A 16,866-nucleotide genomic window follows, 5' to 3' on the forward strand; every position below is an offset into this window, starting at 1 on the left:
CCTTTTACAGTAACCTATCACCCCACATCTATGATTGAATTACAACCCGGAAAGTATCGGCGTACCATTATCCGTCTCTGGCGGGTTGTTGGCCTGGGACTGGGTCTGATCATATTCTACATTGTTGCCGTCAGTTTTAACTTTTTGTGGTTGTTCGGCGGTATGCCTGATCTCAAAACGCTCGAAAACCCGAAAAGCGAGCTCTCGTCGGAACTGATCAGCGAGGACGGCAAATCATTGGGAAAATACTTCTTCGAAAACCGCACGCCGATCGACATCGCGCAGATTTCCCCTAACCTCATCGCCGCATTGGTTGCGACCGAGGACGCACGTTTTGTCAACCACTCGGGTATCGATCCGCGCAGTTTGGCGCGGGTGTTCAAAGGGGTAGTTTCGGGCAATTCCAGCTCCGGGGGCGGTAGTACCCTTACCCAACAGGTGGCCAAAAACCTTTTCAATACCCGTTCCGAAGAATATGAAGGGCTACTGGGCAAAATTCCGGTGATAAGGATCGTGATCGCCAAAACGAAGGAATGGATACTTGCGGTGGTGCTGGAAAGGAAATATACCAAGCAGGAAATTATGCAGATGTACCTGAACACGGTTTCGTTTGGTAATAATACATACGGTATCAAGGTCGCTTCCAAGACCTATTTCGATAAAGATCCCTGGGACCTGAATGTGACGGAAGCCGCATTGCTCGTGGGCATGCTGCAAAACCCGACGCTCTTCAACCCGCTGCGCTTTCCGACCAACGCATTGAACCGCCGGAATACCGTGCTCGCGCAGATGTACAAGTACGAGTACATCCGCGAACAGGATTTCGAGAAATTCAAAGACAAATCACTGGGGCTGAACTTCACCGTCGACAGCCACAATACCGGCCTGGCGCCCTACTTCCGCGAATCCATGCGCGGTTACCTCAAAAGCTGGGTGAAGCTATACAATGAAGAGCATGACACCGACCTCGACCTGTACACGAGCGGCCTGCGCATTTACACGACCATTGATTCCCGCATGCAGCGTTATCAGGAGGCCGCATTGACCGAGCATATGAAGGCCCAGCAAAAGCTCTTCGACGAGCACTGGAAAGGCCGTAACCCATGGACATTCGACAACGGCAAGGAAATTCCGGGCTTTATTGCTACTGCCGCACGCAGGTCTCCGCATTTTATCTCCTTGAAACGCGACCTGGGCGAGGAAGAAGCCTGGAAGATTATGCGGAAGCCCTACAAAATGAAGGTGTTTACGTGGAATGGCGAGAAGGAGGTAACAATGAGCCCACTCGATTCCATTGCTTATTACAAGCGCTTCCTGCGGGCAGGTATGATGTCTATGGACCCGCGTAACGGGCATGTCAAGGCGTGGGTAGGAGGTATTAATTTCAAATATTTCAAATACGACCACGTCAAGCAGGGCTCGCGGCAGCCGGGGTCTACGTTCAAGCCATTTGTCTATGTTTCGGCTTTGGATAAAAACTTCCTCACACCGTGCGACCACGTGACCGACCAGCCTATTTTCTTCGGACTTTCCGATGGCGTGCCGGGTGGATGGTCACCTAAGAACTCGAACAACAAGTATTCCTACCAGTCGCTGTCGCTGCGGCAGGCATTGGGTAAATCAGTGAACACGGTGAGTGCTTACCTGATGAAAATGGTGCGGCCGAAGGCGGTAGTGGAATATGCGCACAAGCTGGGCATTACCTCCAAATTGCAGGAAGTACCTTCGCTCTGCCTTGGTATCAGCGACGTGTCGGTATATGAGATGGTCGGAGCGTATTGCGCATTCGCCAACGGAGGCCACCGTACCGAACCGATGACGATCCTGCGCATTGAAGATCGATATGGCAATGTGTTGCAGGAGTTTTTCCAGAAGCAGAACCAGGAGATCAGCGAAAATATGGCATATAATATGTTGTACCTCATGCGCGGGGCGGTAGAAGATCCGGGTGGTACGGCAGGGCGGTTGCGTCAGTATGGCGTCACCGAGGGCAATGAGATCGCCGCAAAAACGGGTACTACATCCAATTATTCGGACGGCTGGTTTATGGGTATGACCCAAAACCTGGTATCCGGCATCTGGGTAGGCGGCGAGGACCGCAGCATTCACTTCCGTACCATAGCCTACGGGCAGGGCGGGCGCATTGCGATGCCGGCCTGGGGATTGTTCATGCAAAAAGTATATGCCGATCCCACCCTGGTACAATACCGGAAGATGCCTTTCAACAAACCTGAAAACTACGTCCGGGAATGCGGCGGCGTCGCGACGGACAGCACCAATACCTACGTCCCGCCATCCCGCTCGGATGACGAAGGCATTTTGTTCTGACATCCTAAATTCTTGCCCGTGAATATTCTCGTAGCCCCCGACAAGTTTCGTGGCTCGCTGGAAGCCGTGGAAGTGTGCAATGCCGTAAAAGAAGGCGTTCTGAAAGCATACCCGCAAGCCAGCGTCACCACCATCCCGCTCGCCGACGGCGGTGAAGGGACTTCGAAAATACTCACCCGGCATGCAGGCGGTACAGAAGTGACCGTGACCGTTATGGACCCGCTGAACCGGCCTGTCCGGGCAACTTATGGCCTTTCACAGGATAGCCAGGTCGCTTTTATCGAAATGGCGGCCGCTTCCGGGCTGCATTTGCTGGCAGTCGAAGCGCGTAATCCATTGCGCACGAGCACATTCGGTACCGGTCAGCTCATCGTAGACGCGCTCGATCGAGGTGTTAAAAAGATCATTCTCGGGATCGGCGGCAGCGCTACCACGGACGGCGGCATCGGAATGGCGGAAGCGCTGGGGTATGCATTCAGGGATTCGGAAGGGCATACATTGCTTCCCAATGGCGAATCGCTCGGAAAAATTGCGTCGATCGACAGGCTTAATGCCGATCCGCGGCTGGCTTCCGTTGCCGTTACCGTCGCATGCGATGTGACCAATCCACTGTTTGGCAAAGACGGAGCGGCTTATGTGTATGGTCCTCAAAAAGGCGCCGATCCGGACATGGTAACGATCCTGGACCACGGCCTTGAAAACCTCGCGCAGGTAGCCACGCGTGCATTGGGGCGTGATGTGAGCCTGGTACCCGGCGCAGGTGCCGCTGGTGGGCTGGGAGCAGGGTGCATGTGGTTCCTGGATGCGGTCCTCAAAGACGGTATCAGCATTGTCATGGAGCAGAGTAATGTGGCGGCGCTCGTGGAAAAGGCCGACCTGGTCATTACCGGCGAAGGAAAGGTGGATGAACAAACGTTGGCCGGTAAGGTAGTGAAAGGGCTGGCAGGACTTTGCCAGGAATATAATGTGCCACTAGCGGTAGTTTGCGGCACATTGCAAATTACACCGCAGCAGGCCTGGGATGCAGGCATGACATACGCCGTGTCGGTACTGAACCGTCCGATGGACCTCGACGCAGCCCAGCGCGACGCGTACAGCCTCGTGAGCGACGCAACTTTTCAATTAGTGCGGTTGTTTTTCTTCAACAGGGACAATATTTAGTCCTAAATTACAGTCAATGTCTGAATTCAATTACAAAGAAGAACTCACCAAAATTCCTCTCGATCCCGGCGTGTACCGGTATTTCGATGAAACGGGCGAGGTTATATATGTAGGAAAAGCAAAAAGCCTACGTAACCGGGTTTCGAGCTATTTTTTGAAAAACAACCAGCACGACCGCAAGACCAAACGGCTTGTGAGCCAAATCCGGCGGATCGAATATACCATCGTATTGAGTGAATGGGACGCGTTGCTGCTCGAAAACCAGCTGATCAAGCAGTTGCAGCCGAAATTCAATATCCTGCTCAAAGACGACAAGACCTACCCATTCATTTGCGTCACCGACGAACCTTTCCCCCGCGTTTTCCCGACGCGGAACATGGACCGTACCAAAGGCACGTTCTACGGCCCGTTTGCCAATTTGCGCTCCATGCACACGCTGCTGGACATGTTCAAGAGCCTCTACCAGATCCGCTCCTGCCAGCTGCCGCTCACAAAAGCGAATATCGAAGCGAAGAAGTTTAAAGTTTGCCTCGAATACCATATCGGCAACTGCAAAGGCCCCTGCGAGGGCTTGCAGGCAGAGGACGAGTACGATGCGGAAATCGAGCAGGTGCATAACATATTGAAAGGGAACCTGTCGTCGCCGCAGCAGTATTTCAAGGAAAAAATGCTCGAAGCGGCGGAGCAAATGGCTTTTGAAAAAGCACACGCCTGGAAAACGAAGATCGAGCATTTGTCGAATTTCCAGAGCAAGGCCACCGTCATTAACCCGCGCATCGGGAATATCGATGTGCTCACCATCGTTTCCGACGAGGAAGCCGCTTATCTCAATTTTATGAAGATCAAGCAGGGCTATATGGTGGCCACGCAAACGCTGGAAGTGAAGAAAAAGCTCGACGAGAGCGATATGGAAATCCTGGCGATGATGATCGTCGAAATGCGGACGACTTATGGTTCCGAGGCGAAGGAGCTCATTTCCAATATGAAGCCCGATCTCGATATGCGCCTGGAAGTGACGGTACCGCAAATCGGCGACAAAAAGAAGCTGCTGGATATGTCCATGAAGAATGTGATGTATTTCAGGAGGGAAAGAGCCGAGCGCCGGGAAGTGGAAGCATCCGCAACAACCTCGAAAAAGGACCGCGTGCTCATCCGTCTCAAAGCCGATTTGCAGATCAAGACATTACCCCGCCACATCGAATGTTTCGATAACTCCAACATCCAGGGTACCAACCCCGTGGCGTCGATGGTCTGTTTCAAAGAAGGTAAGCCATCCAAAAAGGATTACCGCCATTTCAATATCAAAACGGTGATAGGCCCGAACGACTTCGCGTCGATGAATGAGATCGTATCCCGCCGTTACCTGCGCCTGATCGCCGAGGAACAGCCATTGCCGGACCTGATCGTGATCGATGGCGGCAAGGGGCAGCTCGGCGCGGCTTGCGATGCATTGAAAAGCCTCGGTATATACGGCCAGGTGCCCATTATCGGCATTGCAAAGCGGTTGGAAGAAATTTATTTTCCCGAAGACCCGCTGCCATTGTATATCGACAAACGGTCGGAGTCGCTGAAACTGATCCAGCAGATCCGCGACGAAGCGCACCGCTTTGCGATCACATTCCACCGCGACAAACGAAGCAAAAGCAGCCTGGTAAGCGAGCTGGAAGGCGTCGTTGGTGTTGGGAAAGTGACCGCCACCAAGCTGCTGAAGCATTTCGGTTCCGTGCGCGCCATACGCGAGAGCTCGGTGGAAACGCTTACAGACCTCATCGGCCTCGACCGTGCGAAAAAGGTACGAGCCTATTTCGATACCATAGCCGGGCTACGATAGCCGGGCTACGGTAGCAGGGCTACGGTAGCCGACAATTAAAGGCCAATGTTTTTGCCGGCAATATAGCCCGTTGTCCAGGCATTCTGGAAGTTGAAGCCGCCGGTGATGCCATCGACGTCCATTACTTCACCAGCGAAATACAGGCCGGGTGTAGAGCGGCTTTGCAAGGTTTCGGGGTCGATATCGGGCAATGCAATGCCGCCGCAGGTGACGAATTCCTCCTTGAAAGTGGTTTTGCCTTTCACATCGAACTGGCTGTTCGTCAGGAGCTCGGTCATCCGGTTGAGCACCTTATGGCTGGCATCCGACCAGCGGAGCGTTTCGGGGATTTCCGCTCTTTCCGTAAATGCTTTCCAAAGCCGGGAAGGCAGCCCGAGGCGGGTGTGGGAAGCAATTTGCTGCTTGGGCGTATTGTTTTTTTCTGCCAACAAAAAATCACGGATTTGCTGTTCCTTCATGTCCGGCAGCCAGTTGATGCGGCAGGTGAAATGGTAATCCGTTTCGGCGAGGTCACGGGCGCCCCAGGCCGAAAGTTTCAGCACCGCCGGCCCGCTGAAACCCCAGTGCGTGATGAGCAGCGGCCCCCGCCATTCGTGCTTCGTCCCGCCTATTTTGACCAACGCATCTTTCACCGAAACGCCGGCCAGCGGCAGCAGGTAATTGTCGGGCGTATTAAATGTGAACAATGACGGCAGCGGCGGCACAATGCCGTGCTCGTGTTCCTGCAACCAATCGAAACTCTCCGCTTTGGGATAGCCGCCCGTAGCGATGAGCAGTCGGTCGGTTGTGATCGGCTCACCATTCAGGATTTCCAGCTGGAACTGTCCGCCGTTTTTAACAAAAGCATTCACATTCACGCCCGTCCTGATCCCGATATCCAGGTTACGGGCCGTTTTAATGAGGCATTCGATAATGGTGTGCGACGAGTCCGAAACGGGGAACATCCGGCCATCGGCTTCGGTCTTCAATTTCACCCCTCTTTTTTCAAACCATTCCACCGTCGCCCCGGCGTCGAAATGTGTTAGCAGCTTCCGCAGCAGCTTTTCGCCCCGCGGATAGTTTTTTACGAAATGCCGGAGCTCGTGCGGCCGGTGGGTGACGTTGCACCTGCCCCCGCCCGAGATTCGCACCTTGTTCAGCACGGTTTTGCTTTTTTCCAGAATGGTAATGCGCGCGCCCGGAAATGTCTCCGCGGCGGTGATGGCAGCCATAAAACCCGAGGCGCCCCCGCCCACGATGGTGATTGTCATAATCCTCTATTTACCCCACAAAAATGCCATGCAAGTTTTAAAAACTGCAATTTCTTTTTCTATCTTTCAAAATAGCTTCAAAAATTCTAACTAAAACCATTTAAAACTATACATGCAAAAAGTACTTGTAATCGGTCTGGGCAAAGTAGGCTCGCTCGTGGGCACTTTGCTTAGCAAACGCTTCGGGGTGACCGGCGTGGACAGGGCCCAGCCGGCGGTGCAGCTGCCATTTGAAGTGGTGGAAGGCGATGTCAACGACGACGCTTTCCTGGAAAAAGTCATGACAGGTTTCGACGCCGTGGTGTCGTGTATGCCGTACAACCTCAATCTCCCCATCGCGCGCCGGGCCCACCAGTCGGGCATCCATTATTTCGACCTCACCGAAGACGTACCGACTACTTCCGCGATCCGCGAAATGGCCCAAAACAGCCGGAGCGTGCTGGCCCCCCAATGCGGGCTGGCGCCGGGGTTTATCGGCATCGTAGGTATGGACCTGGCGAAGCGTTTTACCAAAATCAGGGACATCGAGCTCCGCGTGGGCGCATTGCCGCGCTACCCGAACGGGCAAATGGGCTACTCCTTTACCTGGTCGCCTGCGGGAGTGGTGAACGAATACCTGAACGACGCCGAGGTGATCCATAACGGCGTCCGCAAGATGGTACCGTCGCTGGAAGGCATCGAAATGATCAATATCGAAGGGCAGGAGTTCGAGGCATTCAGCACTTCGGGCGGGCTCGGTACCATGTGCGAGACGCTGGAAGGGAAGGTGGATACATTGAATTACAAAACCATCCGCTATCCGGGGCATTGCAGCCTGATGCGATTTGTATTATATGAACTGTGCTTGAAGGATAAACGCGCATTGGTAGAGGAAATCCTGACGGAGGCCAAGCCGCCCGTGCAGCAGGACGTAGTGTATGTATATGCCGTGGTGGAAGGCTGGAAAGGCAGCCACCTCGAAAGGGAAGAATTTTACCGGGCCTATCACCCGATCCAGATCGACGGCCAGCATTGGCGGGCAATTTCGTGGACCACCGCCGCTTCCATCGCTTCCGTTGTGGAAATGGTAGCCGATGGTGTTTTGCCCCAAAGCGGCTTTATCCGCCAGGAAGACATTCTGCTGGATGATTTTTTCAAAACGCAAAACGGGCAGTATTTCAACTAGCATATCATCGCAAAATATGAAGGAAATCCATGATATTCTTGGAAAACTGGGCATTGCTGCCAGCAATAATGGCGTGAGTACCGGGCAGACGAGCTGGCAAGGCGGCGGCGCATTGCTGGAATCATTTTCACCGGTCGATGGATTGAAAATAGCGGCATTAACCGGCAGCGTAAAGACTGACTACGACCGTGCCGTGGAAACGGCAACGCTCGCATTCAAGAAATGGCGGAGCATACCTGCACCGAAACGCGGCGAAATCGTACGGCAAATGGGGGCGAAGCTCCGCGAACGCAAGCACGAGCTCGGAACGCTCGTGAGCTATGAAATGGGTAAGAGCTTGCAGGAGGGGCTCGGGGAGGTACAGGAAATGATCGACATATGCGATTTTGCTACCGGTCTTTCGCGGCAATTGTACGGCCTCACCATGCATAGCGAGCGGCCGCAGCACCGGATGTACGAGCAGTGGCACCCCCTGGGCGTGACAGGCATTATTTCAGCATTCAATTTCCCGGTGGCGGTATGGTCGTGGAATGCGATGATCGCCTGGGTGTGCGGGAATGTGTGCGTGTGGAAACCCTCTGAAAAGACGCCGCTGACGGCTATTGCCTGCCAGCACATTATCCAGCAAGTTTTAAAAGACAATGAAGTACCCGAAGGCGTATCGTGCATTGTATCCGGCGGGCGCGAAGTGGGCGAATGGCTGGCTAACGACCCGCGCATTGGCCTCGTTTCAGCCACGGGCAGTATTCCAATGGGGCGGTCGGTAGGAGAGGCGGTAGCGCGCAGGCTGGGCAAGAGTTTGCTGGAACTGGGCGGGAACAATGCCATCATCGTCACGCCGACGGCCGATTTGAAAGTAGCGGTTCCCGGAATCGTTTTTGGCGCAGTAGGAACGGCCGGTCAGCGGTGCACATCCACCCGCCGGCTGATCGTCCACGAATCCATTTTTGAAGAGGTAAAAGCCCGTTTGAAAAAAGCGTATGGGCAGTTGAAAATCGGCAATCCGCTCGTGGAAGGCATTCACGTAGGGCCGTTGATCGATCGGCCGGCAGTGACACAATACGAAAATGCGGTAGCCGAAATACGGAAGTCGGGTGGAAGATTTGTCGTGGAACCAGCCGTGCTGACGGGTGAGGAGTATGCTTCGGGCTGCTATGTGGCGCCGTGCATTGCCGAGGTGGAAAACCATTTCGCGATTGTGCAGCATGAAACGTTCGCGCCGATACTGTATATGATCCCGTACAGCGAGCCCGACGAGGCGATAGCATTACAAAACGATGTGCCCCAGGGGCTTTCCTCGGCGATTTTTACGAACGACCTCCGGGATGCCGAGCGCTTTCTCTCGCACGCCGGCTCCGATTGCGGCATTGCCAATGTGAATATCGGCACGTCGGGCGCGGAGATCGGCGGTGCATTCGGTGGGGAAAAGGAGACGGGCGGCGGGCGCGAATCGGGTTCGGATGCCTGGAAAGCCTACATGCGCAGGCAAACCAATACGATTAATTACGGCACGGCATTGCCGCTTGCGCAGGGAATAAAGTTTGAGATCGAGTAATTAAAATTTCTAACTTTGTACAAAGCCAATACACATTCTATTTTTTCAGATTAAACTTTCAGAATGAAATACCAGCTCACTTCCGATCAGATCTCATCCAAAGTTGCGGGGGAAACAGTGATCCTTAACCACAGCAAAGGGGCATATTATGGTCTGGATGAAGTGGGCGTCCTGGTGTGGGATACATTGGAAAAAGGCCCGCAGACGATCGAGGAACTTTGCGAAGCGGTTACCAGCGAATACGAGGTGGATGCCGAAACCTGCAAAAGCGATATCGACGGGCTGCTGAAAGACCTTATCTCGGAACGACTGGTTGAAATCATCAAATAGTTTTGGGCAAAATCGGCAAGCTGATCGGCAAATGGCGGACGCTGTCCGGACCCGAGAAATGGATTTTCCTGCGGGCCGTATGGAGTTTGCTCTGGATCAAAACCGGTCTTGCGTTACTGCCGTTTGCCATTTTCCGCAAATGGTACCACTGGCTAAGCCGCCCCAGCCACCTGAAAGAAACACCCCCGGACCAGATGACGCTTACCGTGTGGGCCGTGGACACCGCCGCCAACCTGCTGCCGTTCGAGCTATTGTGCCTGCCGCGCGCGCTGGCGACCAAATACCTGCTTCGTAATTCGCCCGCATTGACCCTGGAAATCGGAATAGAGATCAATCCTGCCAAACAGTTCGAGGCGCATGCCTGGGTGGAGCAGCATGGCAACATCGTCATCGGCCGCTGGCCTGACACCGTCTCTTACAAACGGATCTGGGTTTGGGAGTGATATTAATTGAAACGACACACATGCATCATTACATGGCCTTCGGGCTTCATATCCATTCTGAAATCGCATTGCCCGAACTCGCCGACGGCGACCCGGATGCTGTGGTCGATGTGCACATCCGGCGCGGTACTTTCGAGCTGCCCAAGCTCCGCCCTACGACGATTTACAGACGGGGTATCCGCGCGCATTTCGGCCGGGACGCACAGCAGGCATTGTACCTCGATTGGGCCGGTGTGGCAGCATTCAAAGCCACGGGCGGCCATGCGCTCACCGTTTCGCCCGTTACTGCCGACGGTAATCTGATCAGCCTTTTTACAGTTAGCGAAGCATTAGGGCTCGTGCTGTTTCAAAAGGGCTATTTTCTCCTGCACGCGAGCGCTGTGGCCGTCGGTGACGAGGCGTGGTGCTTTATGGGGATGCCTGGGGCAGGAAAATCCTCTACCGCGGCGGCATTCATCAAGGCTGGTTGCCGGCTGCTGAGTGACGACCTTACCGCCATTACATTCGATAAATCCGGCAAACCGCTCATCATTCCCGCCTATCCACAGCTGAAAATCTGGGACCGCACCGTGCAGGGCCTGCAATACAACCGCTCGGACCTTGAACCGGTGAGCGAGGGGGTTAATAAGTTTTCATTCCAGCCCAAAGAAGGTTTCTCCCTGGCCGCCGTGCCATTAAAGAAAGTATTGTTTTTACACAAAGCGAGAAACAAACCGGCCGTACAAAGCCTCGGCGTGGCCGAAGTGCCGGGTGAAATGCTGCGTAATTTCCCGTTGGCAACGGAGCTTCTGGACGGCGAGTATCTCAAAAAGCATTTCTTTCAAAGCCTGCAATGTGCCAAATCTGCCGAAATTTTGCGGCAAAGAAGGCCGGAAGGTTTTGAAAGGCTGGAAAAATGGGTGCGGGAAAGCATCCGTGAACAACTAATCGCGGGCTGATATGCGCCAGACCCATATTTCCCGTGAACTGGCTATTCTCATAGAAGCCGCGCTGGCGCCTGTCGGCGAGCTGCCGTTTAAGGTGAGCGATGCTCCGTTGGATCCGCAAAAATTTATGGCGCTCAGTAAATGGCACCAGGTGCGGCCGCTGGCATTTGAATATGCGCAGTCCCGTTCGCTGGAACTTCCCGAGCGCGTGTTGCGGGCATTGCGCGAATTCACCTTAGGACAGGCTGTGGCTAATATGGCGTTTTTGGGCATTTGCGTGCGTTTGTACAACCGGCTTACCGAACAGCACGTACGGGCTTTTCCGATGAAGGGCGCGCTGTGGGCCTGGAAGCTTTACGACAAACCCACTTTGCGGGAATTCGGCGATATAGACTTTTTTATCGGTAAGGAAGACGTTTCCAAAAGCCTCGACATTTTCCGCACCGAAGGTTTCGCAGCCGACAGCTACCGGCATTACCTGCTGAACCAGCAATCGGTGATGGACGATTACCTGAACACCGATTACCAGCTTCCGCTCACACCATTGCAGGAGCATACATTGCAGTCTCTTGAAATTCAATGGAATAGTACATACCCGCGGTATTGCTACAATTTCACATGGGATGAGCTGGCGGCGAACCGCGTCGAATTCACGATGGCTGGTAAGTCGGTCCTCGTTCCCGATACGGAAACGCAGCTCATTATGATGGTCATCCATCACGCGGGGGTGGAGCAGTGGGACAAGCTGAAATACATGGCCGATTTCGTCAGGCTACTCGATAAGTTCGCCGACCGGCTGGATTGGGAATATATCAGTCGCGTGGCAGCCGCGAAAGGTTTTTACAAACTGCTTCTTGAATCGCTGGGGGTGGCGGGTTTGCTTGCCGGGCGTGACTACTTGTCGGCTGCCGGGGTGCCGGGACAATATCCTTCACCTGCGTTTTTGCAAGAAATGCTGGCCCATTGGGAGAATGAGCGCCCTTCGCTGCAAACCAAAACGTGGCGCATTTTCCTTTATAATATCAAAAACCGCGACAGATGGTCGGATAAACTTTCCATTGTCGCGGCGCATATCAGTTATTTGAGCCACTGGCGGCTGTTGTGGCACAAGCTCATTTGGTACCGGAAGCGGCCCTTAAACGAGGCTGACCGTAACCGTGCCGTCAACGCTATGACCGGGCGCGAGGATATTTAAGCCGTCGCCGGTGTTGAATGAGTCGACATTGGCCGTAAGCGGCTCTATCGCTACGCAATCGCGCTGCGGGCGCGTGTACACCACGAGATAGTTGAATTTTCCTTCCCCGGTTTCCTGCTGAATGCGCAGGGTCACATCCTGATTTTTCGAGATCAGTTCGGTTACCGCGTGCGGGCCGGCAGCGTCCATGATAAAGCAATTGTCGAATTCTTTCCGGTGCAGCAGCGTGGGCATTTCCATCGTAAATGGCTCGGTACCGATCGGAATGAGGTTTTCGTTGAATGTCACAAGCCGTTTCGACGGGATATTGATTTTCCACGCTTCCACATCCTCATTGCCCAACACCCAGTAAGGATGCCAGCCGAACATGGTCGGGCATGGGGCCTGGCCATTGTTTTTCGCTTCATATTTCAACTCGAAACGACCGTCGACGTGCAGGGTGTAACGTACCGAGAAATGCACCTGGAATGGGTAACCTTTTGCATTGTCGATGGAATAGGAGAGCTGAATGGCGGCATGGTCTTCGTGCACCGATTGCTCGTCGATATGGAAGTGGTTTTTGCGCACGAGGCCGTGGATGGCATTTAATCCGCCGTCTTCGTTTTTCTCCAACTCGTATTCTTTGCCGAGGAACTTGTATTTCCCTTCCGGGATGCGGCTGGCGAAGGGGAAAAGCAGTTCGCTGGCGCTCTTGGTGTCGGCTACCAATGCATTAGGGGTAGGCGGGGTTTTCAGGAGCGAGAAAAGCGTGAGGCCTTTTCGCAATGAGAGCTGGCGCACCACGCCGCCGAGCTCGGGAATGACTACGCAGCGATTTTCGGTGGAGGTATCGTGTATGACGTATTCTGTAAGATCGCCGAATTGCTGTTTGAAAATTTCAAAGGACATTTGCTTTGAAGGTTTAGGTAAAAAATCACTGTATGCTGTAAAAATAATAGCCGGACAGGTTGAATTGTCCGGCTATTGCATATTTAATCGTCAAAAGTCGCTTCCTATTCGGTGTCGGCGCTTTTTTCGGCTTCTGCCATTTCTTCTTCCTTGCGCTCTTTTTCAAGGGTTTGTTTCACCACTTCCTCGTGGATGGCAGCCTCTTCGTTCGAGCGGCGGTTGATATAGGCCTGGTAGCTCGTTTCCTTTTCGTAAGGACGCTTGCCGATCAGTTTTTCAAGGTCTGCCTGGAACAGGATTTCTTTTTCCAGCAGTTCTTTTGCCAAAACTTCCAATGCCTCGCGTTTCTCAACCAAAAGGTTTTTCACGAACTGGTACGCCTGGTCCACCAGTTTTCTCACTTCCTCATCGATCGCCTGCGACGTCGATTCGGAGTAGGGTTTGGTGAATGCATAATCGGTTTGTTTCGAATCGTAGAATGAAATGTTGCCAATGCGCTCGTTCATACCGTACATGGTTACCATGCTGTAAGCAACTTTCGTTACGCGTTCCAGGTCGCTCAATGCGCCGGTAGATATTTTACCGAACACCACATCTTCTGCTGCCCGGCCGCCCAATGTCATACACATTTCGTCGAAGAGCTGCTCGGTACGGTACAGATACTGCTCACGCGGCAGATATTGTGCGTAACCCAATGCCGCCACACCACGCGGTACGATCGACACTTTCACCAAAGGATCGGCATGTTCGAGGAACCAGCCTGCCACCGCGTGACCTGCCTCGTGGTACGCCACGATTTGCTTTTCTTCCGGCGAAATGAGTTTGTTTTTCTTTTCCAAACCGCCGATTACGCGGTCCATTGCATCCTGGAAATCCTGCATCGTTACTTCCTCACGGTTACGACGAGCGGCGATCAACGCGGCTTCGTTACAAACGTTGGCGATTTCCGCACCGGCGAAGCCAGGAGTTTGGGACGAGAGTTTCTGAATATTAACGTCCGTAGCCAGTTTCAATGGCTTCAAATGCACTTTGAAAATCGCCTCACGACCGATCACATCTGGCTTGTCGACGGAAATCTGGCGGTCGAAACGGCCCGGACGAAGTAGTGCAGGGTCGAGGACGTCGGGACGGTTGGTAGCTGCCACGATGATGATACCGGAATCGGTCGCAAAACCGTCCATTTCCACGAGCAGGGAGTTCAATGTGTTTTCGCGCTCGTCGTTAGAACCGGGCATCGCGCCACGGCCGCGTGAACGACCTACCGCGTCGATCTCATCGATAAAAATGATACAAGGCGCTTTTTCTTTCGCCTGCTTGAAGAGGTCACGCACACGCGCTGCACCCACACCCACGAACATTTCCACGAAATCGGAACCTGAAAGGGAGAAGAATGGTACGCCTGCCTCACCTGCTACGGCTTTTGCAAGCAACGTTTTACCCGTTCCCGGAGGGCCTACGAGCAATGCACCTTTCGGGATTTTTGCACCCAGTTTCTTGAATTTGTCAGGGCTTTGGAGGTATTCTACGATTTCTTTGATCTCTTCTTTCGCTTCGTCGAGGCCGGCCACATCGTTGAATGTGATCTTTACCTTATTCTCCGCATCGAAAAGCGTTGCGCGGGAGCGGCCGATGTTGAAGATCTGACCGCCGGGACCTACACCGCCCGACATTCTGCCGAGGATGAAGTACATGACGAGGATCATGACAATGAAAAAGCCCCAGGTTCCGAGGAAGCTGGTCCAGTCGTTGCGGGTATCCACGACAAACGGCACCTTGTCGTCATCGGGGACGCCTTCCTGCATTTTGTCGAAGTCCTTTTTAAAAGTCTCCGCCGATGTTACCTGGAACTGGTAATGGGAAGCATTTTCCCCGCCGAAATAGTTATTTTCCTTTGCAACAACCCGGTATTTGTCGAGTTTGAGCGCCTCGGGTTTCAGTGTGACCTCTACCGATTTGTCATTCACAATGGTTACGCGTTCCACCTCCTTGTCGGCCATCATCTTCTCAAAACGCTTCTGAGTGGTTTCGCGGATTGTCGATGTGCGGTTAAGGTACGTGATTCCGAGTATAGTAGCGATCAGAGCGGCTATAATCCAACCTTGATATCCCTTCTGAGGACTTTTAGGGTTGAGTGGCCCCCTTTTGTTATCGTTTTCAGACATTCGTTCGTATTAATTAAGAGGAAATATAATAAACAACAATCCCGGCGGGGCTAATGTTCGCCCGGCGGGCCTTTATACCATGGAGTCTTCCAGGTACGTCACCTCTGCATCTCCCCAAAGTTCTTCCAGATCGTAATGTTTGCGGCGTTCTTTGTTGAAAATATGTGCGACAACGTCCACATAGTCAATCAAAATCCATTCCCCATTCGCCTTTCCTTCTTTTTGCCAGGGCTCTGTTTTGGATATTTTATAAACTTCATCTTCAACCGAGCTGGCCAAAGCGTCTATCTGAGTGTCGGAATTACCCGAGCAAATCACGAAAAAGTCGGTTATTGAATTTTTTACTTTTCTGAGGTCTAATATGGCAATGTCCAAACCTTTCTTTTCTGTCATTCCCTTCACCACCAGTTCGGTGAGATCTTTTGAGGATAGTTCTTTATTTTTGCGTTCTTTCATGCGTGATTGTTTCCTTTTCTAAAACCCTAAAGTAAAACAAAAAAATTGTACAACTCTACACCAGATACGCTAATAATTGGTAAAAAAGTTATATACCTGCCAACTTGTCATTCCACCAACGACATAGCGGCTGAAATAGTGCATGCGGGCTTGTTTGAAGAAGGAACGGTTGTCATCACCGATAATCAGGTAAAAGGAAGAGGGCAGCGCGGTACCGTCTGGAACGCGAATGCGGGCGAGAATCTGACATTTTCTGTCATACTTAAACCGGTATTCCTTCCGATCCAGGAGCAGTTCCTGATCAGCCAGATCACCGCCCTCGCGATACGCGCATACCTGGGCAGCTACGTGCCCGGCACGAAGGTCAAATGGCCGAACGATATTTACATGAACAACCGCAAGTCCTGTGGAGTACTGATCGAAAATTCATTGCAGGGCACCCGGTACGCGACCTCTATCGTAGGTATCGGCGTCAATATCAATCAGTCGGTGTTCGATAATAACTACGCTACCTCGCTCTTTCGCGAAACGGGGCAGGTATTTGCACTGTCGGAGGAATTTCAGAAGCTGCTCAAATACCTCGATGCCTACTATGTCAGGCTGCGGTCGGGGAGCCAAAATGAAGCTATCAGGGCTGAGTATCTGAATCAACTATATGGTTATCAGCAGGATGTGAGGTTTTTGTATAACGGAAATATCACAAACGGCTCGGTAACCAACGTGACGCAACTCGGGCGGTTGCGGGTGAGATTGGCTACCGAGCCGGAAGAACTCGAATTCGGTTTGAAGGAAATCGAATGGGTTAAAGAGTGATCAACCCCATTTGCCGATCACAGCCATTACGATGGCACAAATGCCCAGGCCAAGCGACTCACGGGCCAGTTCGATATTAAGGCTGCGCATGGCAGTTTCTCCAAAGAAAATACCTTCAAATTCAGGCGGCCACTGGAAAATAGCGCCAATCAGGTAACCGGCTCCCATCGCATAAAACACCCAGGAAGGCCACAGTTCGCGGAAGCTCATGAAGCACGCCAGTGCTGCGAACGCGTAAATCGCTATCCACACGCCCGAGTCGGGGTCATTCAGCTGAAAATAGGCGAAAATCACGAAGATAATGCCGAAAAATATCTTGAAGAGTTTCATGATAGTGGGTTTTGTTTCCTAGCAATTAAACAA

Annotated in this window: 15 protein-coding genes; 10 read left to right on the forward strand and 5 right to left on the reverse strand. The window is 52.8% G+C overall.

The window, feature by feature from the left end; translation table 11 throughout:
- The first annotated feature begins 30 nt into the window (after window positions 1–30).
- Genes H144_RS0112560 through uvrC form a run of 3 tightly spaced genes read left to right on the forward strand, consistent with a single transcriptional unit; the run spans window position 31 to window position 5,320 of the window.
- Window positions 31–2,328, forward strand: coding sequence for a transglycosylase domain-containing protein (locus tag H144_RS0112560; protein ID WP_019942420.1), 2,298 nt, complete (start codon window positions 31–33; stop codon window positions 2,326–2,328).
- 18 nt (window positions 2,329–2,346) lie between these two features.
- Window positions 2,347–3,489 (forward strand): glycerate kinase, encoded by a 1,143-nt coding sequence (locus tag H144_RS0112565; protein ID WP_026350647.1) that lies wholly within the window; start codon window positions 2,347–2,349, stop codon window positions 3,487–3,489.
- A 16-nt stretch (window positions 3,490–3,505) separates the two neighbouring features.
- Window positions 3,506–5,320, forward strand: a complete 1,815-nt coding sequence (gene uvrC / locus H144_RS0112570) for an excinuclease ABC subunit UvrC (RefSeq protein ID WP_019942422.1) — start codon at window positions 3,506–3,508, stop codon at window positions 5,318–5,320.
- 35 nt (window positions 5,321–5,355) lie between these two features.
- On the opposite strand, the gene H144_RS0112575 is transcribed toward uvrC, so the two are convergent.
- Complete coding sequence (locus H144_RS0112575; protein WP_019942423.1) at window positions 5,356–6,570, reverse strand: BaiN/RdsA family NAD(P)/FAD-dependent oxidoreductase; 1,215 nt, start codon at window positions 6,568–6,570, stop codon at window positions 5,356–5,358.
- A 112-nt stretch (window positions 6,571–6,682) separates the two neighbouring features.
- Between H144_RS0112575 and H144_RS0112580 the strand changes: the two genes are divergently transcribed.
- The 6 genes from H144_RS0112580 (at window position 6,683) to H144_RS0112605 (ending at window position 12,184) form a co-directional block, all read left to right on the forward strand.
- A complete protein-coding gene (locus H144_RS0112580) occupies window positions 6,683–7,735 on the forward strand; it encodes a saccharopine dehydrogenase family protein (RefSeq protein WP_019942424.1) in 1,053 nt (350 codons plus the stop codon).
- Window positions 7,736–7,751: 16 nt separating this feature from the next.
- Window positions 7,752–9,290 (forward strand): L-piperidine-6-carboxylate dehydrogenase, encoded by a 1,539-nt coding sequence (gene amaB, locus H144_RS0112585; RefSeq protein ID WP_019942425.1) that lies wholly within the window; start codon window positions 7,752–7,754, stop codon window positions 9,288–9,290.
- A gap of 63 nt (window positions 9,291–9,353) precedes the next feature.
- Window positions 9,354–9,620 carry a PqqD family protein gene (locus H144_RS0112590; RefSeq protein ID WP_019942426.1) on the forward strand — a complete coding sequence of 89 codons (267 nt, stop codon included), beginning with the start codon at window positions 9,354–9,356 and terminating at the stop codon, window positions 9,618–9,620.
- Between the two features lie 2 nt (window positions 9,621–9,622).
- On the forward strand, window positions 9,623–10,063 hold the full coding sequence (locus H144_RS0112595) for a lasso peptide biosynthesis B2 protein (protein WP_019942427.1): 441 nt from the start codon (window positions 9,623–9,625) through the stop codon (window positions 10,061–10,063).
- A gap of 20 nt (window positions 10,064–10,083) precedes the next feature.
- Window positions 10,084–11,001 carry a serine kinase gene (locus tag H144_RS0112600; RefSeq protein WP_033402498.1) on the forward strand — a complete coding sequence of 306 codons (918 nt, stop codon included), beginning with the start codon at window positions 10,084–10,086 and terminating at the stop codon, window positions 10,999–11,001.
- Between the two features lies 1 nt (window position 11,002).
- Window positions 11,003–12,184 (forward strand): nucleotidyltransferase domain-containing protein, encoded by a 1,182-nt coding sequence (locus H144_RS0112605; RefSeq protein WP_019942429.1) that lies wholly within the window; start codon window positions 11,003–11,005, stop codon window positions 12,182–12,184.
- On the opposite strand, the gene H144_RS0112610 is transcribed toward H144_RS0112605, so the two are convergent.
- The 3 genes from H144_RS0112610 to rsfS all read right to left on the reverse strand — a co-directional run bounded on the left by H144_RS0112610 (window position 12,125) and on the right by rsfS (window position 15,690).
- A complete protein-coding gene (locus tag H144_RS0112610; RefSeq protein WP_019942430.1) occupies window positions 12,125–13,072 on the reverse strand; it encodes an aldose 1-epimerase in 948 nt (315 codons plus the stop codon). The genes H144_RS0112605 and H144_RS0112610 overlap by 60 nt on opposite strands.
- Before the next feature lie 104 nt (window positions 13,073–13,176).
- The gene (gene ftsH / locus H144_RS0112615; protein ID WP_026350650.1) at window positions 13,177–15,234 is read right to left on the reverse strand and encodes an ATP-dependent zinc metalloprotease FtsH; all 2,058 of its coding nucleotides are present in this window, start codon (window positions 15,232–15,234) and stop codon (window positions 13,177–13,179) included.
- A gap of 72 nt (window positions 15,235–15,306) precedes the next feature.
- Window positions 15,307–15,690, reverse strand: a complete 384-nt coding sequence (rsfS, locus tag H144_RS0112620; protein WP_019942432.1) for a ribosome silencing factor — start codon at window positions 15,688–15,690, stop codon at window positions 15,307–15,309.
- 45 nt (window positions 15,691–15,735) lie between these two features.
- On the opposite strand from rsfS, the gene H144_RS0112625 reads away from it, so the two are divergent.
- Window positions 15,736–16,503 (forward strand): biotin--[acetyl-CoA-carboxylase] ligase, encoded by a 768-nt coding sequence (locus H144_RS0112625; protein ID WP_026350651.1) that lies wholly within the window; start codon window positions 15,736–15,738, stop codon window positions 16,501–16,503.
- On the opposite strand, the gene H144_RS0112630 is transcribed toward H144_RS0112625, so the two are convergent.
- On the reverse strand, window positions 16,504–16,833 hold the full coding sequence (locus H144_RS0112630) for a transmembrane 220 family protein (RefSeq protein WP_019942434.1): 330 nt from the start codon (window positions 16,831–16,833) through the stop codon (window positions 16,504–16,506). It lies immediately after the preceding gene.
- Window positions 16,834–16,866 lie beyond the last annotated feature (33 nt).

It is taken from the genome of Dyadobacter beijingensis DSM 21582, from assembly GCF_000382205.1.
Classification (GTDB): domain Bacteria; phylum Bacteroidota; class Bacteroidia; order Cytophagales; family Spirosomataceae; genus Dyadobacter; species Dyadobacter beijingensis.